The 24,029-nt window shown below is 62.6% G+C and carries 23 protein-coding genes; 18 read left to right on the top strand and 5 right to left on the bottom strand.

Going from position 1 to position 24,029, the window contains the following annotated elements:
• Positions 1 to 8: 8 nt before the first annotated feature.
• From BVH06_RS26280 to BVH06_RS10470, 10 genes are all read left to right on the top strand, one after another.
• The gene (locus tag BVH06_RS26280) at positions 9 to 284 is read left to right on the top strand and encodes a contact-dependent growth inhibition system immunity protein (protein WP_168172901.1); all 276 of its coding nucleotides are present in this window, start codon (positions 9 to 11) and stop codon (positions 282 to 284) included.
• Between the two features lie 222 nt (positions 285 to 506).
• Complete coding sequence (locus BVH06_RS10515; protein ID WP_075934042.1) at positions 507 to 1,892, top strand: IS4 family transposase; 1,386 nt, start codon at positions 507 to 509, stop codon at positions 1,890 to 1,892.
• A gap of 379 nt (positions 1,893 to 2,271) precedes the next feature.
• Positions 2,272 to 2,595, top strand: coding sequence for a hypothetical protein (locus BVH06_RS10505; RefSeq protein ID WP_075934041.1), 324 nt, complete (start codon positions 2,272 to 2,274; stop codon positions 2,593 to 2,595).
• A 352-nt stretch (positions 2,596 to 2,947) separates the two neighbouring features.
• Complete coding sequence (locus BVH06_RS25375) at positions 2,948 to 3,844, top strand: tetratricopeptide repeat protein (protein ID WP_139315614.1); 897 nt, start codon at positions 2,948 to 2,950, stop codon at positions 3,842 to 3,844.
• A gap of 310 nt (positions 3,845 to 4,154) precedes the next feature.
• Complete coding sequence (locus BVH06_RS10495) at positions 4,155 to 4,931, top strand: alpha/beta fold hydrolase (protein ID WP_075934039.1); 777 nt, start codon at positions 4,155 to 4,157, stop codon at positions 4,929 to 4,931.
• The gene (locus tag BVH06_RS10490; RefSeq protein ID WP_075934038.1) at positions 4,931 to 5,728 is read left to right on the top strand and encodes an SDR family NAD(P)-dependent oxidoreductase; all 798 of its coding nucleotides are present in this window, start codon (positions 4,931 to 4,933) and stop codon (positions 5,726 to 5,728) included. Before BVH06_RS10495 ends, BVH06_RS10490 begins: the two co-directional genes overlap by 1 nt.
• A 432-nt stretch (positions 5,729 to 6,160) precedes the next feature.
• Positions 6,161 to 6,874, top strand: coding sequence for a protocatechuate 3,4-dioxygenase subunit beta (gene pcaH / locus BVH06_RS10485; protein ID WP_075934037.1), 714 nt, complete (start codon positions 6,161 to 6,163; stop codon positions 6,872 to 6,874).
• 10 nt (positions 6,875 to 6,884) lie between these two features.
• A complete protein-coding gene (gene pcaG / locus BVH06_RS10480) occupies positions 6,885 to 7,493 on the top strand; it encodes a protocatechuate 3,4-dioxygenase subunit alpha (protein ID WP_075934036.1) in 609 nt (202 codons plus the stop codon).
• Positions 7,483 to 8,613, top strand: a complete 1,131-nt coding sequence (gene zapE / locus BVH06_RS10475) for a cell division protein ZapE (protein WP_139315613.1) — start codon at positions 7,483 to 7,485, stop codon at positions 8,611 to 8,613. Before pcaG ends, zapE begins: the two co-directional genes overlap by 11 nt.
• Before the next feature lie 4 nt (positions 8,614 to 8,617).
• Positions 8,618 to 9,559, top strand: coding sequence for an AEC family transporter (locus BVH06_RS10470; protein WP_075934035.1), 942 nt, complete (start codon positions 8,618 to 8,620; stop codon positions 9,557 to 9,559).
• A gap of 327 nt (positions 9,560 to 9,886) precedes the next feature.
• Here the strand turns inward: BVH06_RS10470 and BVH06_RS10465 are convergent, their stop codons facing one another.
• From BVH06_RS10465 to BVH06_RS10455, 3 genes are read right to left on the bottom strand one after another with little or no spacing between them, the layout of a single operon-like run.
• Entirely contained in the window at positions 9,887 to 10,507 is a 621-nt protein-coding gene (locus BVH06_RS10465; RefSeq protein WP_075932596.1) for an NAD(P)H-dependent oxidoreductase, read from the bottom strand.
• Positions 10,500 to 11,894: a class II fumarate hydratase gene (locus tag BVH06_RS10460; RefSeq protein ID WP_075934034.1), complete on the bottom strand. Its 1,395-nt coding sequence runs from the start codon at positions 11,892 to 11,894 to the stop codon at positions 10,500 to 10,502. The genes BVH06_RS10465 and BVH06_RS10460 overlap by 8 nt, the downstream gene beginning before the upstream one ends.
• 60 nt (positions 11,895 to 11,954) lie before the next feature.
• On the bottom strand, positions 11,955 to 12,965 hold the full coding sequence (locus BVH06_RS10455) for a DUF2804 domain-containing protein (protein ID WP_075934033.1): 1,011 nt from the start codon (positions 12,963 to 12,965) through the stop codon (positions 11,955 to 11,957).
• 237 nt (positions 12,966 to 13,202) lie between these two features.
• Between BVH06_RS10455 and BVH06_RS10450 the strand changes: the two genes are divergently transcribed.
• Both BVH06_RS10450 and BVH06_RS10445 read left to right on the top strand, forming a co-directional pair.
• Positions 13,203 to 13,703, top strand: a complete 501-nt coding sequence (locus BVH06_RS10450) for a DUF2059 domain-containing protein (RefSeq protein ID WP_075932593.1) — start codon at positions 13,203 to 13,205, stop codon at positions 13,701 to 13,703.
• Between the two features lie 50 nt (positions 13,704 to 13,753).
• Positions 13,754 to 14,059 carry a BolA family transcriptional regulator gene (locus tag BVH06_RS10445; protein WP_075934032.1) on the top strand — a complete coding sequence of 102 codons (306 nt, stop codon included), beginning with the start codon at positions 13,754 to 13,756 and terminating at the stop codon, positions 14,057 to 14,059.
• A 161-nt stretch (positions 14,060 to 14,220) separates the two neighbouring features.
• Here the strand turns inward: BVH06_RS10445 and BVH06_RS10440 are convergent, their stop codons facing one another.
• Positions 14,221 to 15,234 (bottom strand): NAD(P)-dependent alcohol dehydrogenase, encoded by a 1,014-nt coding sequence (locus BVH06_RS10440; RefSeq protein WP_075934047.1) that lies wholly within the window; start codon positions 15,232 to 15,234, stop codon positions 14,221 to 14,223.
• 268 nt (positions 15,235 to 15,502) lie between these two features.
• On the opposite strand from BVH06_RS10440, the gene BVH06_RS10435 reads away from it, so the two are divergent.
• From BVH06_RS10435 to BVH06_RS10425, 3 genes are read left to right on the top strand one after another with little or no spacing between them, the layout of a single operon-like run.
• Positions 15,503 to 16,444 carry a rhodanese-related sulfurtransferase gene (locus tag BVH06_RS10435; protein ID WP_075934031.1) on the top strand — a complete coding sequence of 314 codons (942 nt, stop codon included), beginning with the start codon at positions 15,503 to 15,505 and terminating at the stop codon, positions 16,442 to 16,444.
• Positions 16,445 to 16,447: 3 nt separating this feature from the next.
• Positions 16,448 to 17,080, top strand: coding sequence for a DsbA family protein (locus BVH06_RS10430; protein ID WP_075932590.1), 633 nt, complete (start codon positions 16,448 to 16,450; stop codon positions 17,078 to 17,080).
• Positions 17,073 to 18,851 (top strand): ABC transporter ATP-binding protein, encoded by a 1,779-nt coding sequence (locus BVH06_RS10425; RefSeq protein ID WP_075934030.1) that lies wholly within the window; start codon positions 17,073 to 17,075, stop codon positions 18,849 to 18,851. The genes BVH06_RS10430 and BVH06_RS10425 overlap by 8 nt, the downstream gene beginning before the upstream one ends.
• Before the next feature lie 922 nt (positions 18,852 to 19,773).
• On the opposite strand, the gene BVH06_RS10420 is transcribed toward BVH06_RS10425, so the two are convergent.
• Positions 19,774 to 20,379, bottom strand: coding sequence for a hypothetical protein (locus BVH06_RS10420; protein WP_075934029.1), 606 nt, complete (start codon positions 20,377 to 20,379; stop codon positions 19,774 to 19,776).
• A 296-nt stretch (positions 20,380 to 20,675) separates the two neighbouring features.
• Between BVH06_RS10420 and hppD the strand changes: the two genes are divergently transcribed.
• Genes hppD through BVH06_RS10405 form a run of 3 tightly spaced genes read left to right on the top strand, consistent with a single transcriptional unit; the run spans position 20,676 to position 23,894 of the window.
• Entirely contained in the window at positions 20,676 to 21,770 is a 1,095-nt protein-coding gene (gene hppD, locus BVH06_RS10415) for a 4-hydroxyphenylpyruvate dioxygenase (protein ID WP_075934028.1), read from the top strand.
• Between the two features lie 4 nt (positions 21,771 to 21,774).
• A complete protein-coding gene (locus tag BVH06_RS10410) occupies positions 21,775 to 22,914 on the top strand; it encodes a homogentisate 1,2-dioxygenase (protein WP_075934027.1) in 1,140 nt (379 codons plus the stop codon).
• On the top strand, positions 22,914 to 23,894 hold the full coding sequence (locus BVH06_RS10405) for a fumarylacetoacetate hydrolase family protein (RefSeq protein ID WP_075934026.1): 981 nt from the start codon (positions 22,914 to 22,916) through the stop codon (positions 23,892 to 23,894). Before BVH06_RS10410 ends, BVH06_RS10405 begins: the two co-directional genes overlap by 1 nt.
• Positions 23,895 to 24,029 lie beyond the last annotated feature (135 nt).

Here is a 24,029-nt window from a genome sequence, read left to right as displayed (position 1 = left end):
GGTCTATTTTGTGCCCGATTCTTCATTATTTTTTACGTAATTATTTTCATCAGGACTGGATGATAGATAGCTCGTCATCGGAAATGGTGGTTAAGAAATTTGTCAGTAGCGAAAGCGCTGAAATGATAACGGGGCTTCGTAATGATATTGAAGTTGTTTTGGCGCTGGAGAGTGTTTCTGATAGTTTGGTTTATGATTGGGGGGGGAATTATAGTCCCAAGGTAGATGGGTTAAGTACTAGGGCGTGGCTTGAGAGCGTTCGAGTGTGGTTAGAGAGGGAATAATAGGGGGCAGATCACGATTATTCCTCCATTTCGATAGTGGTTTAGGCTTGTAATGCAATCGATGGGGTCAGAGTCATTGATTCGGTCATATAGCTAAATCAATGACTCTGACCCGAATGGCACTTACTTTGTATTCAACTGATTGATCTGAAACGAAAAAGGCTGCTCCAAGTCTACGGTGGATAGTTGCGAACACACCGCCGAAGCCAAGGAGCAGCCTTCATGAATCCTAAGCGCCAGGCCGCTTTCCATCAACAACAGCGTGCCCGACATCATGCCTCGACCCTTGATGCCCACGCCCTGCTCGAACTGTTGAACGATCCTGCCTTGTCGGATCAAGTCGAGGCGGCCCTGCCGGCGTACAGGCATCGACAATTTCCACCACTGCAAACGCTGTCACTGTTCATGGGGCAAGCGCTGAGTGCTGACCAATCCTGCCAAAAAGCCGTCAACGAGCTGGCGGGCAGGCAACTGCGGGCCAAGCAACGGCGCTGCAGCACGCACACCGGTGGCTACTGCAAGGCGCGCAAGCGCTTGCCGGTCGAGCTGGTTTCCAAACTGGTTCGTGGTAGCGGTTCATCGATCAGCGGACGTTGTGTCAATCAACCGCTCTGGCAAACACGCCCCGTGCGCCTGGTCGATGGCACCACGCTGAGCATGCCCGATACTCCTCAGAACCAAGCGGCATACCCGCAGTCCCGTGCGCAGCAACCGGGGCTGGGCTTTCCGATCTGTCGGGCCGTGGGCATCATCTGCTTGAGCAGTGGCGCGATTCTCGACGCGTCGATCGGGCGTTTTCGCGGCAAGGGTGGTGATGAGCAGACGCTGCTGCGCTCGATGCTCGACACCTTGGAGCGCGGCGATTTGCTGCTGGGCGATGCCTTCTATGCCACCTATTTCCTGCTGCATGAGCTCCAACGCAGGGGCGTTGACGGTGTATTCGAGCAATACGGTGCCCGCCGGCGCAATACCGACTTTCGGCGCGGCAAAAAGCTCGGTGAACGAGACCCGCTGATCGACCTGCCCAAGCCTCGCAAACGTCCTGCCTGGATGACTCAAGAGGACTACGAACAAGTCCCCGAAACACTCACCGTGCGTGAACTGAAAGTCGGTGGCAAGATTCTGGTCACCACCTTGTGCTGCGCCAAACAGACGCCCAAGGCATCACTCAAAGAGCTGTTCAAGCAGCGCTGGCATGTCGAGCTCGACCTTCGCAACCTCAAGAGCACGCTGGGCCTGGAGGTGCTCAGCTGCAAGACACCACAGATGGCGATCAAGGAGTTGTGGGTTTACCTGCTGGCTTACAACCTGATTCGCCTGCTGATGACCGAGTCCGCGTTGTTGGCTGATTGCATGCCCAGGCAACTGAGTTTCAAGCACAGCGTCCAGCTATGGCTGACGTGGCGCCTGCTGGACAGGTGCTGTGTTAACGACGCCATCGCTGAACTGCTGAGGCTGATCGCACAGAAACGTGTAGGCCGGCGCCCTGGCAGAATAGAGCCTCGGGCAGTCAAACGGCGGCCAAAGCCTTACCCGCTGATGACGCAGAAACGTACCTGCGCACGCCGCACAATCCGCAGATCCGGACATCCAAAGAAGCTAAAGTAAGTGCCATTCGACTCTGACCCTATTGATCTCGAGATGGTTTGGCACGCGCTGGCTATGAGAATGTAGAGCCAATTCTCCAAGGAAGTGCCGTAACAGGTAAAAGTTTTAAAACTGGGGAGGCATTTGACGTTGGCAGGGTGAGTGACTTTGATGTTGCGCTGGCAAGTCCAGAACTTTTGCAACGCGCTCAATCCTTAGGAATAGGTTTGAGGAGTGGCGGAACTCGTACAGGGCCGTTGAGTGCAAGAGACTTGCAAGCCCTTGGCCTGAAAGATTTGTCGAGTAAGATGAGCGCCCAAGCAGGGCGTGAAGTTAATTTTATGATCTATGACTCTGTGGCAACAGCCGCAAGTCGTGCTCCGAGTGCGGTGTTACCGAAATGACTATTGCGTATGATCTCTATGGTGCGGAAAAATCATGCCTTATGTTGGCGAGAGACGATGTGGAAAGAGCGCTGGGAGAGACCTTTGAGGAAAGGGATAGCTCTTATCAAGGTGGTATTTACTATATGTGGGGCAGGAATGATTCAGAGAGTTTTGTTTTAAAATTGAATGTTGATCCTTTTGACGGCGATCCAGTAGAGCAGAACTATGCGAGCTATAGAATTTTGCTCTATGTAAACGCTACAAATCGTTCGGCTGATATAGAGAAATTGATTGGCCAAGGTGGTGGCTTTAAGTTGCTAAGGCATGAGGTTTTTTAACGAGAACCAAGGCTAGTTACTCCAAAAAATGGCGCCGCCGGTAATCTAGAACATAGAACAGAATCGATGGGGTCAGAGTCTGAGGGAACCCCGCAAAATATCCATTTAGATCAATTGGATAGCTTGAAGATGCCTGCGTGAGTCGGCAGTTTGGTAGTCGCCAAACACACCAACCCCCGAGACTCATGCAGGTAATACGATTCTTAGGTCAAATCGATGGGATCAGAGTCATTGATTCGTGCGTGCAGCTAGGTCGATGATCTCTAATCCTGCCGATATATGGCTTTATTAGTATTTATATCATCCATTAACACTATTTTGAAATTTTCTTGTATGTGATGGGGTTTGCTACATGCCTTTAGTTAATTTAATTTTCCTTCTGTTCGTAGTTCTTTCTATAGGGGGCTGTAATAGCCCTGCGTCACATGGCGACTATAATATTTCGGCGGTTGAGGGTGCTGAGTGCTTGAGGTATCTGGATCGGGCGGATATTACTGTTGATGAGTTTAAGGCAGTCAACAACTTTGCAAGTACTGGAAACTACCTTTGCCGGGTGCTGCTCGCTAGTTGGTATGAGCGAGGTATTGGCGTGCCGATTAATTATGATAAAGCAAGAGAGGTGTATCAGTCTGCTGCAGACGCTAACCCCGCAGCATACGTAGCGCTTGGGCGAATGGCTAAACTGGGGCGCGGGCAAGAGGTTGACTATGTGCTGGCAAGGCAGCTCTACAAGCGCGCATCGGATGCGGGTTCACTACAAGCTACTGTTGAGCTTGGTAAATTGATGGAAGGTGGAGAGGGGGGAGCGGTAGACCCAAAAGCCGCTCTGGATCTTTATATTTCGAAATCCAAAAAGTATGGAGACGAGGCGTGGATTGAGGTGAGGCGCTTGCGTAGCGAAGGCATGACGCTGGAGTTGGCGCAGGAGCCCAAGTATAACCAGCTTTGGCTTCAAGGTTTGAAAGGCGCTGTCGGCAGTCGAATATATAAAGATAAACTGTGGAGACTATCGGCTGGCGTGAGCTCGCCAGCAACTGCGAAAGTACGTTTAGTCTTCATGCTTGGCAGCAATAGGCCTGAAGTGTCAATCGCGGAAAGCAGTGGCTATCCCAGTATTGATGAGCAAATACTTGCCTCCATGTCACTATTAACGATGACAGATGATTTTCTTTTTCCTAAGGGGGAAACGTTTCAGATAATAGTGGCTCCAGTCGTTATTCCCGAGGATGAAAAAATACCGCGACAATAGTTCGGAGAAAGAGGGGCTGATTCTGGATGATTTCCCACCAGCTTCCATGCAGATCAATCGCATATTTTGCAGAGACCTGCATGAGTCAGGCAGTTTGGTAGTCGCCAGAACAACCAATTCTTCGAGACTCATGTAGGTTTACGGGCCTTTTCCAAGTACTCCCCGCGAGTCGTAGTAAGCGACTGAGCACTCCGATGAGCGGCTACAGTGCGTTGCTGGGCCCGCATCGCCTTTACGCGCCCAAGCAAATAACTGAACTCTCCGCGCCGCCTCGCTTTCCATTCTGAACCCCCCATGAGGCAGGCGTTCCATGCTCCCACACAGCCAGCAGGGCCAGGGCCCGATAACCTTCGTGCTGATGCATTTTCTCGGCGGCTCGCACCGTATCTGGGGGCCGATCATTCCCTATCTGGACCGCGAGCACCGCTGCGTGGCGCTCGATACGCCGGGTTTCGGTAATGCCAGCGCGGTGCCTGGCTACACGGTCAGCGAGATGGCCGACCAGGTCGACCAGAGCATTCGCGAGCTTGGGCTCGAGCGCTGCATCCTCGTCGGCCATTCGATGACCGGCAAGGTCGCGACGGTCCTGGCATCGCGGCAGCCGGCCTATCTTCAAGGCCTGGTGCTGGTGGCGCCGTCGCCGCCCGGCCCGCAGCCGATGAGCGATGCCGACCGCGACCGCCAGCGTGCCTATGACGCTTCGCGAGAGCAGGCCGAAGCCTTCATCGATGAGTCCAGTTTCCACCGTTTGCCGGATGACCTGCGTGAGGTCGCCATTGCCGACGCCCAGAGCGTGAACCTCGAGGCCTGGCGTGCCTGGGTCGACCACGGCAGCCGCGAAGACTGGCAGGACCGCATCGGCAGCCTGCCTTACCCGGCGTTGCTGATCTGCGGCGCTGACGACCGCCAGGTGCCGGATGCCGAGGCGCAGAGCCGTACCACCCTGGCGCACTTTCCCCACAGCGCCGTACTGACGTTACCCGGGGCGGGGCACCTGATGCCCCTGCAGACACCCCGCGCACTGGCCGAGCAGATGCTCGCATTCGCTCATTTGATCGCGACTCGTATCGCTGAAGGAGAAGGTTGATGGACTTGGGCTTGAAAGATCGTGTGGCACTGATCAGTGGCGCGGCGGGCGGGATCGGTCTGGCGACCGCGCGCCTGCTGGCAGAGGAGGGCGTGCAGCTGGTGCTGACCGACCGCCAGCAGGATGCGTTGCAGCAGGCCGCCGCGGACCTCGCCGGCGATCCGCTGCTGATCGCCGCGGACATGACCCGGCAAGCCGAGGTCGATGATCTCGTCCGCCAGGCTGAAGCACGTTTCGGCAAGGTCGACATCGTCGTGCATACCGCCGGTGTGACCGGCGCCAAGGGGGACCCCCTGGAACTCTCGGACGCCGACTACCAGGAAGCCTGGGACACCGACTTCTTCACCGCCGTACGCGTCGCTCGGGCAACCGTCCCAGCCATGCGCAAGCGCGGCTGGGGCCGGCTGGTGTGCATCACTTCGGAAAACGCCGTGCAGCCGTACTGGGAAGAGGCCGTCTACAACGTGGCCAAGGCTGCGCTGGCCGCCTTCATCAAGAACCTGTCTTACAAGGAAGCGGCCCACGGCGTGTTGTGCAACACGGTATCGCCCGCGTTCATCGAAACCGGCATGACCGACGGCATGATGAAGAAACGGGCCGAAGAACTGGGCGTGAGCTTCGAGGAAGCGGTGCAGAGCTTCTTAAAGGAAGAGCGCCCCGGAATCGTTCAGCAGCGCCGTGGCCAACCGGAAGAAGTGGCAGCGGCCATCGCGCTGCTGGTGTCGGAGCGCGCGTCTTTCATCAACGGCAGCAACCTGCGCGTCGATGGTGGGTCGGTGCAAAGCGTACAGAATTGAGCTGCAACCTGAAGCGCTTGCAACCTTTTCATGGCCTTTTACGCTATTCGTTGTTTGTGGTGGTTAAGTGGCGGGAGCGGTCGTTATTCAATCCACTGTAGGAGCCGCGACCTCGCGGCGATTCGTTCAGGCACCGCCGAAATAGGCAGTCAGGCTGCAATCGTTTCGCCCCGAGGTCGGGGCTCCCACGGGTTGGTTTGGGTGGCTGCTTCTGCTTTGTAGCTGCCGATCACCAAGCCTCCGTTGGGGGTTCGCCGCCCGGCGATGCCATCTCGAATGCCGATATAAATAACCATTTGGTTATGTATCGCCGATGTTTTTTCAATAGGCGCCTTGTGCCCATTTATCTGATCATGGCCGGCAGAGCCTGCATCGGCGCCCCGGCGGCCGTATGACCGGCGACTCCACAATTTCAATAAACAGGAGCGTCCCATGTCCGAGGACAGCCGTTTCATCATCCGTGATCGCAACTGGCACCCCAAAGCCTTGACCCCCGATTACAAAACGTCCATCGCCCGTTCGCCGCGCCAGGCGCTGGTGAGCATTCCGCAATCGATATCGGAAACCACCGGGCCGGATTTCAGCCACTTGAAGATGGGCAAGCATGACAACGATCTGCTGCTCAATTTCGACAATGGTGGCCTGCCCATCGGTGAACGCATCCTGGTGTGCGGTCGGGTGATGGATCAGTACGGCAAGCCGATTCCCCATACCTTCGTGGAAATGTGGCAGGCCAATGCCGGCGGCCGCTACCGCCACAAGAACGACCGCTACCTGGCGCCGCTGGACCCGAACTTCGGCGGTGTCGGCCGCGCGCTGACCGACGGCGAAGGCAACTACAGCTTCCGTACCGTCAAGCCGGGCCCATACCCGTGGCGTAACGGCCCGAATGACTGGCGCCCGGCGCACATTCACTTCTCCATCAGTGGCCCGTCGATCGCCACCAAACTGATCACCCAGCTGTATTTCGAAGGGGATCCGCTGATTCCGCTGTGCCCGATCGTCAAGTCGATCGCCAACCCGGACGCGGTACAGACGCTGATCGCCAAGCTCGACATGAGCATGGCCAACCCCATGGACTGCCTGGCCTATCGCTTCGACATCGTGCTGCGCGGCCAGCGCAAGACCCACTTCGAGAATTGCTGAGGAGCCCGCCATGCCTGTCGAACTCTTGCCCGAAACCGCTTCGCAAACCGCCGGCCCCTACGTGCACATCGGCCTGGCCCTGGCCGCTGCCGGCAACCCGATCCGTGACCAGGAAATCTGGAACCAGATGGCCAAGCCCGGTGCGCCGGGCGAGCACATCACCCTGATCGGCCACGTCTACGACGGCAACGGTCATCTGGTGCGCGACGCCTTCCTGGAACTCTGGCAGGCCGACCACCAGGGCCGCTATGACGCCGACTACGACCTGGACAAGCCTTTCAATGGCTTCGGCCGTACCGCCACCACCTTCGATGCCGGCAGCGAGTGGACGGTGCAGACGATCAAACCCGGCGTGGTCGACAACGCTGCCGGCGTACCGATGGCGCCGCACATCAACGTCGCGCTGTTCGCCCGGGGCATCAACATCCACCTGCACACGCGCCTGTATTTCGAGGATGAGGCCGAGGCCAACGGCAAGGATCCGGTGCTGAACCTGATCGAGCAGCCTTCGCGCCGCGAGACCCTGATCGCCAGGCGCTGCGAGGTTGACGGCAAGCCGGCCTACCGATTTGATATCCGCATTCAGGGGGACGGCGAAACGGTGTTTTTTGATTTCTGACAGCGACCTGGATGCGCCCGCCGAGCAGATCGACGCGCGCATCCACCAAGGTTTCACCGCGGCCCTCGAGGCCCGCGGTTTCCACGCCGACACCGAGCAGCAGCGCGCGATCGATACCCTGGGGCAGTGGCTGCAAGGTTGGTGCACCGGGCGGCGTGGCTGGTTGCGCAAGCCGGTTGCCGGCGTCTACCTGTGGGGTGGCGTGGGGCGCGGCAAGAGCTTCGTGATGGACGCCTTCTTCGCGGCGGCGCCATTGAGCGCCAAGCGCCGCGTGCATTTTCATGCCTTTTTGCAGGAGCTGCAGCAGCGCATGCAGGCCTTTGCCGGCCAGCCTGACCCGCTGGTGCTGGCGATCCGCGCGCTGGCCCAGGACATCCGCCTGCTGTGCTTCGATGAATTTCATGTGCATGACATCGGCGATGCCATGCTGCTGCGCCGTCTGCTCGACGTGCTGGTCGAGGAGGGCGTCGGCCTGGTGATGACTTCCAACTATCCGCCGGCCGGGCTGTGCCCCAATCCGCTGTACCGCGAGCGCTTCACGCCGGCCATCGAGATGCTCGAAAAGCGGTTCACGGTGATGAGCCTGGATGCCGGCACCGATTACCGCGAGCTGCCGGGCAACGCTCAGCACTGGGGTGAGTACCTTTGGCCGCAATCGGCGGGCGGCCAGGCCTATCTGGAAAACTGGTTGGCGCTGGATGAGCAGGCGCAGTGCGATCAGCTGCTGACCGTCAATCATCATCCCTTGTCGGTGCGTGCCCTGGCGCCCGGTCGCGCCTGGCTGGAGTTCGCCGAGCTGTGCGGTAATGCCCACTCCACGGCAGATTTTCTCTGGCTGCTGCAGCGTTATCCGCGCCTGGCCCTGACCGGCGTGCCGACCCTGGATTCGCAGCCCACCGATGCCTGCCAGCGGTTCATCAACCTGGTTGATATCGCGTACGATGCCGGCGCCACGCTGCTGTTGTGCAGCGAATTCAGTCTCGAGCGCCTGTGCCGCGGCTCCGCCCATCAGGATTTCGTGCGAACCCGCAGCCGTCTTGGTCAATTGAGCAAACGAGAACTCGCGACGACCGAAGACACCGGCCTAGAGGCCCGCGCCACCTGCGACAAGGAATCCTGAACCCGTGCTGCAAATTCTCCAGATCACTGCACCGATCTTCCTGCTGATCGGCCTCGGCTACCTCGCGGCCATGGGCGGCCTGCTCAATCGTGAGCAGGTGCGCGGCATCGGCGCCTTCGTGATCACCTTCGCCATGCCGGCGCTGCTGATCAAGACCCTGGGCACCTCGCCGATCCAGCAAACCATGGTGCCCGGCTACCTGCTTGCCTATGCGTTCGGCTCCCTGGCGGCCTTTACCCTGGCGTTCGGCGTGTCGCGCTGGGTGCGTGGCGACAACCTGTCGGGCTCGGCCATCAACGCCATGGGTATGTCGGTTTCCAACAGCGGTTTCGTCGGCTACCCGCTGGTAGCGGCCGCCATCGGCTCGCCGGCGGTGCTGGGCATGGCGATGGGCATGCTGGTCGAGAACCTGCTGATGATTCCCCTGGCGCTGGTGCTGGCCGAGGCGGGCAAGCAGCAGGGCGGCGGCGGCCTCAAGGTGTTGAGCATGACCTTCGGGCGGCTGCTGAAGAACCCGGTGATCATCGGCATCATCATCGGCCTGTGCGTCTCGCTGCTGGGCATCGAGATTCCGCCGCTGCTGTTCAAACCCATCGACATGCTGGCCGGGGTATCGGCGCCGCTGGCGCTGTTCGTGATCGGTGCCGGGTTGTTCGGCATGAAGGCCCGTGGCGTGTGGGTGGATGCCGCGTGGATTTCCGGCGGCAAGCTGATCCTGCATCCGCTGGCGGTGCTGTGCGCGTTCATGCTGGTGCCGGACGTCGACCCGGTGATGAAGGCGGTGGGCGTGCTGTTCGCCTGCTCACCGATGATGAGCATCTTCCCGATCCTTGGCCAGCGCTTCGGCCTGGAGGACCGCTGCAGTGCGACCCTGCTGGTAGCGACGGTGATGTCGTTCGTCACCATCAGTGTGGCGCTGGTATTTATCGGCACGGGATCTTCGTAAGAGCGATTTATTTCCTAGATGGGGCGGGTCGTATAGGTGAAACCTTTCGAGGCCGCCTGATCGTTCCAGGAGCCCGTTCACGATCCTTCGGCTCGGCTTCGGCGTGTTGACTGCAATGTGGCGGTAGCGGCCGTTATCCGATCCATTGTGGGAGCCGCGACCTCGCGGCGAATCGCTCAGGCACCGCCGAAATAGGCAGTCAGGCTGCAATCGTTTCGCCCCGAGGTCGGGGCTCCCACAGGTTGGTTTGAGTGTCTGCTTCTGTCTTGTGGCAGCCTCTTTAGCGTTTCAACGTCGCCCAGAAAGATCGCAAGCAGAGTCCAAGTATCAAACCCGACTACCCAGCAACTCCGCTCGCCTTATCCAGTTCTGCCGCTGATTCTCCGAAGAGGGACGCACCGGCGAGAACGTCTCCAGGCGGCGCGTTTTGATGCCGCAGAAGCCGAGGATGGTGCGCTTCATCTGCCGATGGGCCGGCGCGCCGTAGATCCAGTGAAAGTACCAGCGTGGCGTGTCGAGGGTGACCAGCAGGTCGGCGGTGCGGCCGCTGAGCAGCTTGTCCCAGAGCTGCGAATCGCTGCGGTATTTGAAGGCGAAGCCGGGCAGCAGCACGCGGTCGAAGAAGCCCTTGAGCTGGGCCGGCAGGCCGCCCCACCAGACCGGGTAGACGAACACCAGGTGCTGGGCCCAGTGGATCTGCCGCTGCGCTTCGAGCAGGTCCGGCTCCAGGGCCTGGCTCTGGCTGTAGCCCTCGTGCAGCACCGGATCGAAGCTCAAATCGCCCAGGCGGATCTGCCGCACCACGTGGCCTTCGGTGCGCGCGCCCTGGGCGTAGGCCTCGGCCAGGGAATGGCAGAAGCTGTCGCTTTTCGGCGAGCCGATGATCATCAGGATCCGCTTGCCATCCCCCTCCAGCGGGGTGGCGCCACTCTTGGCGCCGTCAGTCATGTTGGCCGGCCTGCAGCATGGTTTCCGGGCGCACCCAGGCGTCGAACTGCTCCTCGGTGAGGTGCCCCAGCGCCAGGGCCGCCTCGCGCAGGGTGGTGCCTTCGCTGTAGGCCTTCTTGGCGATTTCCGCGGCCTTGTCGTAGCCGATATGCGGGTTCAGCGCGGTGACCAGCATCAGGCCGCGCTCCAGGTGCTCGGCCATGCGCGGGGCGTCGGGCTCCATGCCAAGCACGCAGTGCTCGCGGAAGTTGCGGCAGCCATCGGCCAGCAGGCGGATCGACTGCAGCACGTTATGAATGATCACTGGCTTGTAGACGTTCAATTGCAAGTGCCCCTGGCTGGCCGCGAAGCCGATGGTCACGTCGTTGCCCATCACCTGGCAGGCCAGCATCGACAGCGCCTCGCATTGGGTCGGGTTGACCTTGCCGGGCATGATCGAGCTGCCCGGCTCGTTGGCCGGCAGGCGCACTTCGGCAAAGCCGCCGCGCGGGCCGGAGCCCAGCAGGCGCAGGTCGTTGGCGATTTTCATCAGTGCCACGGCCAGAGTTTTCAGGGCGCCGGAGAGGGCCGTCAGCGGCTCGTGGCCGGCGAGGGCAGCGAATTTGTTCGGCGCGCTCTTCAATGGCAGGCCGCTCAAGGCTGCCAGCTCCGCGGCAATCGCTTCACCGAAGCCGGGGGGCGAATTCAGACCGGTGCCGACGGCGGTGCCGCCCTGAGCCAGTTCGCAGACTGCCGGCAGGGTCGCGCGAATCGCCTGCTGCGCCAGCTCCAGTTGGGCGACGAACGCCGACAGCTCCTGGCCGAAGGTGATCGGCGTGGCATCCATCATGTGCGTGCGGCCGGTCTTCACCAGGCGGTTATGACGCGCCGCCTGGTCAGCCAGGGCTTCGGAAAGCTCGGCGATGGCCGGCAGCAGGTCGCGCTGCACGGCGCCGGCAGCGGCGATGTGCATGGCGGTGGGGAAGCAGTCGTTGGAGCTCTGCGCGCGGTTGACGTGGTCGTTGGGGTGCACCGGGCTCTTGCCGCCTCGCGGGTTGCCGGCCAGCTCGTTGGCGCGCCCGGCGATCACCTCGTTGACGTTCATGTTGCTCTGGGTGCCACTGCCGGTCTGCCAGACCACCAGCGGGAACTGCGCGTCGTGCTGGCCGGCGATCACTTCATCGGCAGCCTGCTCGATCAGCCGGGCGATGTCATGGGGCAGGTCGCCGATGCGATCATTGATGCGCGCTGCGGCTTTCTTGATCAGCGCCAGGGAATGCACCACCGCCAGCGGCATGTGCTCCTCGCCAATCGCGAAATTGATCCGCGAACGCTGGGTCTGGGCGCCCCAGTAGGCGTCCTCGGGGACTTCGATGGGGCCGATGCTGTCGGTTTCGGTACGGCTCATTGCGGGACTCTCCGTCGCGTTTCAATCACGTTAGGCTGCACTGGTGACCACACGTTCCAACTACCAGCGCGTTCGGCTCGTGCCCATCCAGCCCTGTGCCGCGCGTACCGGTACGCGCTCGCCGAGGGCATTGCGCAGCAGGCCGTCGTATTGGCCGAACCACTCGTAGGTGTCGGCATACAGCAGGCCGAAGCCGAGGCGCGGTTTGGCGACATGGGCCTGGCGCGGGGTGAAGGTGAGGTCGACCTGGCCGTCCTCGGTCGTCAGGTGCCAGGGCGCCAGCGGGTCGTTGCGCATCTGGCGAATCTGCACGGCCTGCTCCAGGTGCAGCAGGGTGCCGCCGAACCACAGGGCGTTTTCCGTCAACCCGCTGTGCTCGGTCCAGCCGCTGCCGAAGTTGCCACCGATGCCGCCGGGCGCCGCGAACACCGCGCGGGTCCACTGGCTGTAGAGCGGCCATACGCCACGGCCGAAATCCATGGAGGCGAAGCTGTGGCCGCTGGTGCATTCGTAGTCCTTGTCGCCCAGATGCACGCTGCCGGTCACCGGCAGGCCCACCTGGCGACAGGTGGCGTGGAAGCCCTTGTTGCCGAACGGCACCACCAGGTTCACCGACTCCAGGTGAGCGAGGCGCTGGATGTCCAGTGCCAGGTGCAGCGGCTGGCCGCCGATATTCGGTGAGGTGGCGGTCAGCCGCACGCGGCCGGGGTATTCGTTGAAATGCAGCTGCAGGCGATGGTGCTCGAAGGCGTGGCCGCCCTGGGGCGTGTCCGGCAGGTTGCAGCCGCGGGCAAACAGGCTGAGCTGATTGAGGGCTACGTGCTGGCCGCTGTTCAGGTCGAGAAAGTAGGCGGCGCCGTAGCCAACGTAATCCAGGTCGGCCTGGATCAGCGACAGCGTCCATTCTGGTGTGCTGATGTTCCAGTGATTCCAGCGCTTGCGACGCCCCAGGTTGCCGGGCAGGGAGCAGTCCACTCGCGGCCGCGGCGACCAGCCGACGGCCTCCGGGTTGAGGCGCCCACGCGCATCGCACAGCGGGATTGGCGGTGGTGGAACGAAGGGGCTATTCATCGGGCACGTCCATGTGTGCATGAAAAGAGCCGCCGAGCATGCAACTGTCCGGCGTGGCGGGCAAGTGCTGGCAGTTTGAACTTCGCCGCAAGGGTGCGCCAGTGGGCATTTACCGCTGAATCCCATGGGTAGACGGGCGCACATGGCATGCGAAAAGGCTTGAGAGGCGCGGCGCCGGGGCACAAAATGCGCCGCTGTCGGTCAAAGCACCTCACCCTTGTGTTCAGGAGTACCCCGATGTCCCGTATCCCCGCGTTCTGCATTGCCGCTCTGATGGCCGTCGGTAGCACCCAGGTACTGGCCGATGCCCGCAGCCATGCCGCCGATGCCGAGCGCTTCCTGCAGCTCGCCAACGCCGACAAGCTGGCTGTTCCGGTTTACGCTCAGGTTCAGCAGATGTTCGCCCAGCGCTTCGCCGAAACCAAGGCGCCGGAGAGCAAGAAGGCCGTGCTGGAAAGTTACCAGGCCAAGGCCAACGCCGAGCTGGACAAGGCGGTCGGCTGGGACAAGCTCAAGCCCGACATGGTCAAGCTGTACACCAGCAATTTCAGCGAGCAGGAGCTCAAGGATCTGATCGCCTTCTATCAATCGCCGCTGGGCCAGAAAGTGCTCAAGCAGATGCCGGCGCTTACCGCCCAGTCCGCACAGATCACCCAGGCCAAGCTGGAAAGCGCCGTGCCGGCGGTCAACAAGCTGCTCACCGATATGGGCAGTGAACTGGGCGCCAAGAAGCCCTGATACCCGCCGTGGCCAGCCAGGCGCTGGCCACGCCCTCCATGGAGCCCGCAATGCCCAAGATCGATCACCTGCGTACCGCCTTCGCCGCCCTGCAACCCGAGCAACTCGAGGTGCTGGACGAAAGCCACATGCACAGCCGTGGGCTGGAAACGCACTACAAGGCGGTGATCGTCAGCCCGCAGTTCGACGGCCTCAATGCCGTGAAACGCCACCAGAAGGTCTATGGCGTGCTGGGCGAGCTGATGAGCCAGGTGCATGCGCTGGCCCTGCATACCTACACGCCGCAGGAATGGGCCCAGCAGGGCGTGGTACCGGATTCACCAACCTGCCGTGGTGGCAGCAAGCACGACCACTGATTGCAGCTTGCCTTACGATTTCTGCGGGTAGGGCGCTCGCGCTTCAATCGCCATTGGCTACATCGGTACAAGCGAAGTCCTGAGTGTCGCTTCGCTCGACCCAGGCTACTTTACTGAGTATTGCCCGCACGCTCCTCAACTCTCGATGGCCGCAGCGCCTTTCACCACTCGACCACGATCTTGCCGAAATGGCTGCCGCTCTCCTGCAGGCGGAATGCGTCCGCGAGCTCGTCCAGCGGGAAGCTCTGGTCGAGTATCGGCCGTACGCCGGATCGCTCCAGCGCCCGGATGTAGTCCTGCTGGTGACGACGGCTGCCGACGATCAGCCCCTGCAGGCGCACCTGCTTGGCCATCAGTACCGAGGTCGGCACGTCGCCCTGGCGACCGGTCAGCACGCCGATCAGGGCGATATGGCCACCCACGCGCACTGCAGTGATGGACTGCGCCAGGGTGCCTGGGCCGCCCACTTCGACCACCTGATCCACACCGCGGCCATCGGTCAGCTCCAGCACGCGCTTGCCCCAATCCGCGGTCTGCCGGTAGTTGATGGTGTGATCGGCGCCTAGCTGGCGCAGGCGCTCGAGCTTCTCGTCCGATGAGGACGTGGCGATCACCGAGGCGCCCATCATCCTGGCGATCTGCAGGGCGGCGATGGATACGCCGCCGCTGCCCAGCACCAGCACGCTGTCACCGGCCTTCAGCCCGCCATCGACCACCAGCGCCCGCCAGGCGGTCAGCCCCGCGGTGGTGATGGTGGCTGCCTCGGCATGGCTCCAGCCCCGAGGTGCGTGGGTGAAGGCGCTGGCCGCGCGTACCGCGTGCTGGGCCGCGAAGCCGTCGATGCCATCGCCCGGCGTGCCGGCGAAGTTGCTGACTGCCGTACCCACGTCGCCGTCCGGCCACTGCGGGAAGAAGCCAGACACCACATGATCACCTACCCTGAACTCGCTGACGCCCTCGCCGACCGCTTCGACTACGCCGGCGCCGTCGGCCATCAGCACCCGACCGTCGGCCGCGCTAATGCTGCCATTGGCCACCAGCAGGTCATGGAAATTCAGCGAGCTGGCATGCAGGGCGACGCGAATCTGACCCGGCCCGGGCTGGCCGGGATCGGCGATTTTGATCACTTCGATCCGGTTCAGGCCTCCAGGCGTACGCACGACGACGGCTTTCATGGGCGGTTCCTCCTCAGGCTGCGAATGGTGTCGATCGATGGCGGCCATCGCGGCCGCCTTTCTTTCTCGACCATGCCCATCACCTGGCGTTCCGGCGCCGCGCCCTACACTTGGGCGGCCAACACCAGTAAACTGCACGGCCCATTTCTCCATTGCACCTCACTGAGGCCCAGGCGACGCCGTCGGGCAGTGCGATGCTTTGCCGAAGCGGCCTACATTTCGTACCCAGTCCGCCCTTTGCGAGGGCGACTACTGAAGGACATCTGCAATGACCGACAACACTATCGTCGTCGCGGCACTCTACAAGTTCGTTTCCCTGCCCGATTACGAAGCGCTGCGCCAACCTCTGCTCGACACCCTGGTCGCCAACGGTATCAAGGGCACCTTGCTGCTGGCCGAAGAGGGCATCAATGGCACCGTTTCCGGCAGCCGTGAGGGTATCGACGGGCTGTTCGCCTGGTTCGCCCGCGACCCGCGCCTGGCCGACGTCGACCACAAGGAGTCGTACTGCGTCGAGCAGCCGTTCTATCGCACCAAGGTCAAGCTCAAGAAGGAGATCGTCACCCTGGGCGTGCCGGGCGTCGATCCCAACCAGCGCGTGGGCACCTACGTGGAACCCAGAGACTGGAACGCGCTGATCAGCGACCCGGAAGTGCTGCTGATCGACACGCGTAACGACTACGAAGTGTCGATCGGCACCTTCGAAGGCGCCATCGACCCCAAGACCAAGTCCTTCCGTGAATTTCCGGACTACATCCGCGAGCACTTCGACCCCAGCAAGCACAAGAAGGTGGCGATGTTCTGCACCGGCGGCATCCGCTGCGAGAAAGCCTCCAGCTACATGCTCACCGAAGGCTTCGAAGAGGTTTATCACCTCAAGGGCGGCATCCTCAAATACCTGGAGGAAGTGCCGCAGGAGGAGACCAAGTGGCAGGGCGACTGCTTCGTGTTCGACAACCGGGTGACCGTGCGCCACGACCTCAGTGAGGGCGATTACGACCAGTGTCACGCTTGCCGCACGCCGGTTTCGGTCGAGGATCGCGCATCGGAATTCTTCAGCCCCGGCGTCAGTTGCCCGCATTGCTGGGACTCGCTGCCGGAGAAGACCCGCGAGGGCGCCCGCGAGCGTCAACGCCAGATCGAACTGGCGAAAGCGCGCAATCAGCCCCATCCTCTGGGTAACAATCCCCGCCAGAAAAACGAGGCCTGAGCCATGGATGCGCGCCTGCTCTACGTAATGGACCCGATGTGTTCCTGGTGCTGGGGCTTCGCGCCGGTGGTCGAGGCGCTGGCCGCCCAGGCTGCCGAGCGTGGCGTGCCCATGCAACTGGTGCTCGGTGGTCTGCGCCGTGATCAGGTGGCCATCGACGCGGCGGCGCGGGTGCGCTATTTGGGCTACTGGCAGGCGGTCAACGCCAGCACCGGCCAGCTGTTCAACTTCGATGCCGGGCTGCCACTGGGCATGCGTTACGACACCGAGGCGGCCTGCCGCGCGGTGGTCACCGTGCGTGATCTCGACCCGCAGAGCGCCTGGCCGATGGCGCAACGCATCCAGCGGGCGTTCTACCAGCAAGGCGCCGACGTGACCCTGGCCGCGACCTTGGTGCAACTGGCCGAGGAGGTCGGCATCCCGCGGATCGAATTCGCCGAGGCCTTCGACAGCGAGGCCCAGCACCGCGCTACCGCCGCCGACTTCACCTGGGTGCAGGACCTCGGCATCGCCGGTTTCCCGACCTTGCTGGCCGAGAAGGGCGGGCGCCTGGCACTGCTCACCAACGGCTACCAGCCGCTCGACGCCCTGTCGCCATTGCTCACGCGCTGGCTGGAGCACGCCGTCGATGGTTGATCGCCTGAGCTGGGCGGAAATCCGTCGCCTGGCCTTGCGCCACAAGCGTGCGTTGATCCTCGCCAACCTGGTCGCCGTACTGGCGACTCTGTGCAGCGTGCCGATTCCCCTGTTGCTGCCGCTGTTGGTCGACGAGGTGCTGCTGGGCGACGGCAACACCGCGCTGCAGGTGATGGACAACTTCCTTCCCGCGGCCTGGCAGGGCGCGGTCGGCTACATCCTGCTGATGCTGGCGCTGACTTTCCTGCTGCGCGGCGGCGCGCTGCTGTTCAACGTGGTGCAGGCGCGGCTGTTCGCGCGGCTTTCCAAGGACATCGTCTACCGCATTCGCATCCGCCTGATCGAGCGCCTCAAACGTATCTCCCTGGCCGAGTACGAAAGCCTCGGTGGCGGCACCGTGACCACCCACCTGGTCACCGATCTCGACACCCTGGACAAATTCATCGGCGAAACCCTGAGCCGCTTTCTGGTCGGCGTGCTGACCCTGGTCGGCACCTCGGGCATTCTTTTGTGGATGCACTGGAAGCTGGCGCTGCTGATCCTGCTGTTCAACCCGCTGGTGATCTACGCCACGGTGCAGCTTGGCAAGCGCGTCAAACACCTTAAGAAGCTCGAGAACGACAGCACCTCGCGCTTCACCCAGGCACTGACCGAAACCCTCGACTCGATCCAGGAAGTGCGCGCCGGCAACCGCCAGGGCTACTTCCTCGGTCGCCTCGGTGGGCGTGCCAGGGAAGTGCGCGATTACGCCGTGGCCTCGCAATGGAAGACCGACGCCTCGAACCGCGCCAGCGGCCTGTTGTTCCAGTTCGGCATCGACGTGTTCCGCGCCGCGGCGATGCTCACCGTGCTGTTCTCCGACCTGTCCATCGGCCAGATGCTCGCCGTGTTCAGCTACCTGTGGTTCATGATCGGCCCGGTGGAGCAACTGCTCAATCTGCAGTACGCCTTCTACGCTGCCGGTGGCGCGCTGACCCGCATCAACGAACTGTTGGCGCGGCGTGACGAGCCGGACTACGTGGGCGGCGTCGATCCCTTCGAGGGGCGCGAGACCGTCGGCATCGAAATTCGCGACCTGAGCTTTTCCTACGGCGAAGAGCCGGTGCTGGACGGGCTGAACCTGAGCATCGCGCCAGGCGAGAAGGTCGCCATCGTCGGTGCCAGCGGCGGCGGCAAGAGCACGCTGGTGCAACTGCTGCTGGGCCTCTATACGCCACAGGCCGGGGTGATTCGCTTTGGCGGCAGCAGCCAGGAGGAGATCGGCCTACCGACCATTCGCGAGCATGTGGCGGTGGTGCTGCAGCACCCGGCACTGTTCAACGACACGGTGCGTGCCAACCTGTGCATGGGCCGCGAGCGCAGCGACGAGGCCTGCTGGCAGGCGCTGACCATCGCCCAGTTGGCGCAGACCGTACGCCAGTTACCGCAGGGGCTGGATACCGTGGTCGGGCGCTCCGGCGTGCGGCTGTCCGGCGGTCAGCGACAGCGCCTGGCCATCGCCCGTATGGTGCTGGCCGACCCTCGAGTGGTGATTCTCGACGAAGCGACTTCGGCCCTGGATGCCGCCACCGAATACGCCCTGCACCAGGCGCTGGCGCAGTTCCTCAATGGCCGCACCACGCTGATCATCGCCCACCGCCTGAGCGCGGTGAAGCAGGCTGATCGGGTGCTGGTGTTCGACGGCGGCAGCGTCGCCGAAGATGGCGACCACCGCCAATTGATCGCCGAAGGCGGGTTGTACGCCAAGCTCTACGGCAATCTGCAGCACTGATCAGCCGCGTCGCCTTCAAAATTCGCCGTGGTTCGCGACTCCCACAATGATCGCAGGCAGCTCACCGTCTGTGTGGGAGCGCCGACCCAGCGCGAAACGATGGCGGCCTTGCTGCAGGGGCGGCGTCGTGCCGACGATTCGCGGCGGGTCGCCGCTCCTACGAGATTGCGGGCAGCCCACCGTTTGCGTGGAAGCACCGACCCGGCGCGAAATGATTGCGGCCTTGCTGCAAGACCGACGTCGTACACAGGATTCGCGGCGGGTCGCCGCTCCTACAGGATCGCGGGCAATCCACTGTCTGTGTGGGAGCGCCGACCCGGCGCGAAATGATTGTGGCCTTGCTGCAAGACCGGCGTCGTGCAGACGATTCGCGGCGGGTCGCCGCTCCTACAGGATCGCGGGCAATCCACTGTCTGTGTGGGAGCGCCGACCCGGCGCGAAATGATTGTGGCCTTGCTGCAAGACCGGCGTCGTGCAGACGATTCGCGGCGGGTCGCCGCTCCTACGAGATTGCGGGCAGCCCACCGTTTGCGTGGGAGCACCGACCCGGCGCGAAATGATTGCGGCCTTGCTGCAAGACCGGCGTCGTGCACAGGATTCGCGGCGGGTCGCCGCTCCTACAGGATCGCGGGCAATCCACTGTCTGTGTGGGAGCGCCGACCCGGCGCGAAATGATTGCGGCCTTGCTGCAAGACCGACGTCGTACACAGGATTCGCGGCGGGTCGCCGCTCCTACAAGATCGCGGGCAGCTCACCGTTTGCGTGGGAGCACCGACCCGGCGCGAAACGATGGCGGCCTTGCTGCAGGGTCGGCGTCGTGCCGACGATTCGCGGCGGGTCGCCGCTCCTACAGGATCGCGGGTAACCCACCGTTTGCGTGGAAGCGTCGCTCCCGCCGCGAAACGGCGGGCTGCCAAGAAGGCTACTCCTGCGGCAGCTTGCTGCCCCACTGCTGAATCGCCTTGACGCGCTGCATGCTGGCGTTGACCGCCTTGTCGATCTCCTCGTTGTAATCGTCCAGCCAGCTGCGTGAGCCGGGCACCATGTCCGCCAGGTCGCGCATGCCGTTCTTCAGGGCGGCCAGGCTCTGCTGGTAGCTCTGTTCCTGGCCGAGCAGGGTGCGGCCCATCAGCTTCAGCGCCGCGATGTCCTGGGAAGGTGGCGCTGCTGGTGCCGCCGCAGCGGGCGCCGGTGGCGGGGGCGTGGCGGCCAGTTTCAGCAGGGCGTCCTGGCGCTTCTGATCTTCCTTGAGCGTGTTCAGCTCCGTTTCCAGCTGCTCGGCGCGGTGCTGCAGGGCGGCGAAAGCTTCGGGGTCGAAGGGGGGCGGCTCGTCGGCAAGCATCTTCACCACGGCCGAAGTCGCCAGGCTGGAGAGGATGATGAACAGCAGCAGAGCCAGGGCGAAGATCAGAATGCGGTTCAGGCGGTTGGCCTTTTCCAGCTTGGCCAAGCGTTCGTCGTCGCTGGCGGGCGCCAGGTCGAATGCGGCGGGAGCACTTTCGGCTTCGGTAGGCGTTTCACTGCTCATGGCGGCCTCATTGTTATGACGCAGTTGGATGCTGTCATTGTGGCAGCGTTTTCTGCGCTCTGCCCGCACATCGTCGTCATCCCGTCGGCAGGTTAATCGACCGCGCTGTAAAGAAAGGTTTACGAGATCGGCCGTCCAACCGGTCTGCCAGCAGCGATTGCCGGTTGGATGTGCTGCCATGTACCGAAGCCTTGCCAACGATGGGTGCTGTGGCCCGGTTCAGGCATGCCGAGCGGCCTTGTTAGCCCGCGGCGCCTCGATTGTCATGAGGGCATAACGACAACGAGGTCACCCCCATGAATGCCGTGTCCAGAATCGAGCAGCACAATCCCATCGGTACCGACGGTTTCGAATTCGTCGAATTCACCGCCCCGACGCCCGAAGGCATCGAGCAACTGCGCCAGCTGTTCACAGCCATGGGCTTCACCGAAACCGCCAAGCACCGCAGCAAGCAGGTGTGGCTGTTCCAGCAGCACGACGTGAACTTCGTGCTCAACGGCAGCCCGACCGGGCATGTGCACGCCTTCGCCGAAAAACACGGGCCCAGTGCCTGCGCCATGGCATTCCGGGTCAAGAACGCCGCCCAGGCCGCGGCCTACGTGAAAGAGCAGGGCGCCACGCTGGTCGGCAGCCACGCCAACTTCGGCGAACTGAACATTCCCTGCGTCGAGGGCATCGGCGGCTCCTTGCTGTATCTGGTGGATCGTTATCGCAATGAGAGCGGCGAGCACAGCATCTATGACGTCGATTTCCAATTCATCGAGGGCCGCTCAGCCAACGACAATGCCGTCGGCCTGCAATGCATCGACCACCTGACCCACAACGTCAAGCGCGGGCAGATGGACGTCTGGTCCGGCTTTTACGAGCGCATCGCCGGTTTCCGCGAAATCCGCTATTTCGATATCGAAGGCAAGCTCACCGGCCTGCTGTCCCGGGCGATGACCGCGCCGTGCGGCAAGATCCGCATCCCGATCAACGAATCGGCGGACGACAAGTCGCAGATCGAGGAATTCATCCGCGAGTACCACGGTGAGGGCATCCAGCACATCGCCCTGTCCACCGACGACATCTACGCCACGGTGCGCCAACTGCAGGCCAACGGCGTGTCGTTCATGAGCACCCCCGCCACCTATTACGAGAAGGTCGACCAGCGCGTGGCCGGCCATGGCGAGCCGCTGGACGTGCTGCGCGAGCTGAACCTGCTGATCGATGGCGCTCCGGAAGATGACGGCATCCTGCTGCAGATCTTCACCAATACGGTGATCGGCCCGATCTTCTTCGAGATCATCCAGCGCAAGGGCAACCAGGGCTTTGGCGAGGGCAATTTCAAGGCGCTGTTTGAGTCCATCGAAGAAGACCAGCTGCGTCGCGGTGTGATCAGCGAGGAGTAAGGCCATGAGCCGTAAATGGATCAGCTTTCCCCTGCGCGAAGGCGAGCACTCGCGCCAGGCCCACTGCGATTTTCCCGCCGATACCTACGAACGGGAAATGGGCCGCGAGGGCTTCTTCGGCCCGGTGACGCACCTGCACCACAAGCATCCGCCCACCGGCTGGATCGACTGGCAGGGGCCGCTGCGCCCCCACGCCTTCAACTTCAACAGGATTCCCAGCGAGCACGACTGTCCGTTCGAGGCGCCGCTGACCCTGCACAACGCCGACATTCGCCTGCGCGTATGGAAGACCGCCAGCGCCATGCGCCACCTGGTGCGCAACAGCGACGGCGACGAGCTGTTGTTCGTGCACGACGGTGCCGGCCACTTCCATTGCGATTTCGGCCACCTGGAATACCGTGACGGCGATTACCTGGTGATTCCCCGCGGCACCGCCTGGCGTTTGGAGCCGACTGCGCCGAGTCATTTCCTGCTGGTCGAGAACACCGACGGTGCCTACCAGTTGCCGGACAAGGGCCTGCTCGGCGGCCAGGCGATCTTCGACCCCGCGGTGCTCGATCACCCGCATATCGACGACGCCTTCAAGGCTCAGCAGGACGAAAACACCTGGCAGGTCCGAATCAAACGACGCAACCAGATCAGCACCGTGACCTATCCCTACAACCCCCTCGATGCGGTGGGCTGGCATGGCGACAACACGGTGGTAAGGCTGAACTGGCGCGATATCCGTCCGCTGATGAGCCATCGTTACCACCTGCCGCCTTCGGTGCACACCACCTTCGTGGCCAAGGGTTTCGTGGTTTGCACCTTCACGCCGCGGCCGGTTGAGTCCGACCCCGGCGCGCTGAAGGTGCCGTTCTTCCATAACAACGACGACTACGACGAAGTGCTGTTCTACCACCGCGGCAACTTCTTCAGCCGCGACAACATCGAGGCCGGCATGGTCACCCTGCACCCGTGCGGCTTTCCCCACGGCCCACATCCCAAGGCGCTGAAGAAGGCGCAGACCGACCCGGCCACCTTCGCCGAAGAAGTGGCGGTGATGATCGACACCCGCCGTGCCCTGGAGGTGACCGACGCCGCTGCTGCCGTGGATGTCGCCGAATACGTGAATTCCTGGCGCGCGCCAGGAGAGGAGTCCTGATGAAACTGGCATCGCTGAACCAGGGCCGCGATGGCGCCCTGGTGGTGGTTTCCCGCGACCTGACCCGCGCGGTGCGCGTGGCGCAGATCGCCTCGACGCTGCAGGCCGCCCTGGATGACTGGGCGAGCAAACGCCCGCAGCTCGAAGCGGTGTACCAGCGCCTCAACGACGGGCTGGAGGCGCAAGCCTTCGACTTCGATCAGAGCGCCTGCCACAGCCCGCTGCCGCGTGCTTATCACTGGGCCGATGGCAGTGCCTACGTCAATCACGTCGAGCTGGTGCGCAAGGCGCGGGGTGCCGAGATGCCGGAGTCGTTCTGGCACGACCCGCTGATGTACCAGGGCGGCTCGGACACCTTCATCGCGCCCCACGCGCCGATTCGCCTGGGTGACGAGGCCTGGGGCATCGACCTGGAGGCCGAGCTGGCGGTGATCACCGATGACGTACCCATGGGCGCGACGCCGGCCCAGGCGGCCGGGCATATCCAACTGCTGATGCTGGTCAACGACGTGTCGCTGCGCAACCTGATTCCCGGCGAGCTGGGCAAGGGCTTCGGCTTCTACCAGAGCAAGCCGTCGTCGAGCTTCTCGCCGGTGGCGATCACCCCGGACGAACTGGGCGATAGCTGGCGCGACGGGCGCGTGCACCGGCCGCTGGTGTCGCACATCAACGGCGCGCTGTTCGGCCAGCCGGATGCAGGCACCGACATGACCTTCGACTTCCCGACCCTGATCGCCCACGCCGCCCGCACCCGGCCCCTGGGCAGCGGCACCATCATCGGCTCGGGCACCGTCTCCAATTACGACCGCAGCGCCGGCTCCAGCTGCCTGGCCGAGAAGCGCATGCTCGAAGTAATCGAGCAGGGCGAGGCGAAGACATCATTTCTCAAGTTCGGTGACCGGGTACGCATCGAGATGTTCGATGCCGCCGGGGCGAGCATTTTCGGTGCCATCGACCAGCAGGTGGAGCGCTATCCATAACTCAAGTAAGGGCACAACGCCTGGTGTGAAGCGAAGGTCGGCTTGACGTCAGATCGGAGTCGACCGCGAGAATCGCCCCGGGTCGGGGCTCCCACAGGGTTGGTCTCTCGTGGGGGTTCGATTGCCTTCTAGCAG

The organism is Pseudomonas sp. PA27(2017) (genome assembly GCF_001945445.1).
Classification (GTDB): Bacteria; Pseudomonadota; Gammaproteobacteria; order Pseudomonadales; family Pseudomonadaceae; genus Aquipseudomonas.
This window is presented reverse-complemented; position numbering and strand designations above follow the sequence as displayed.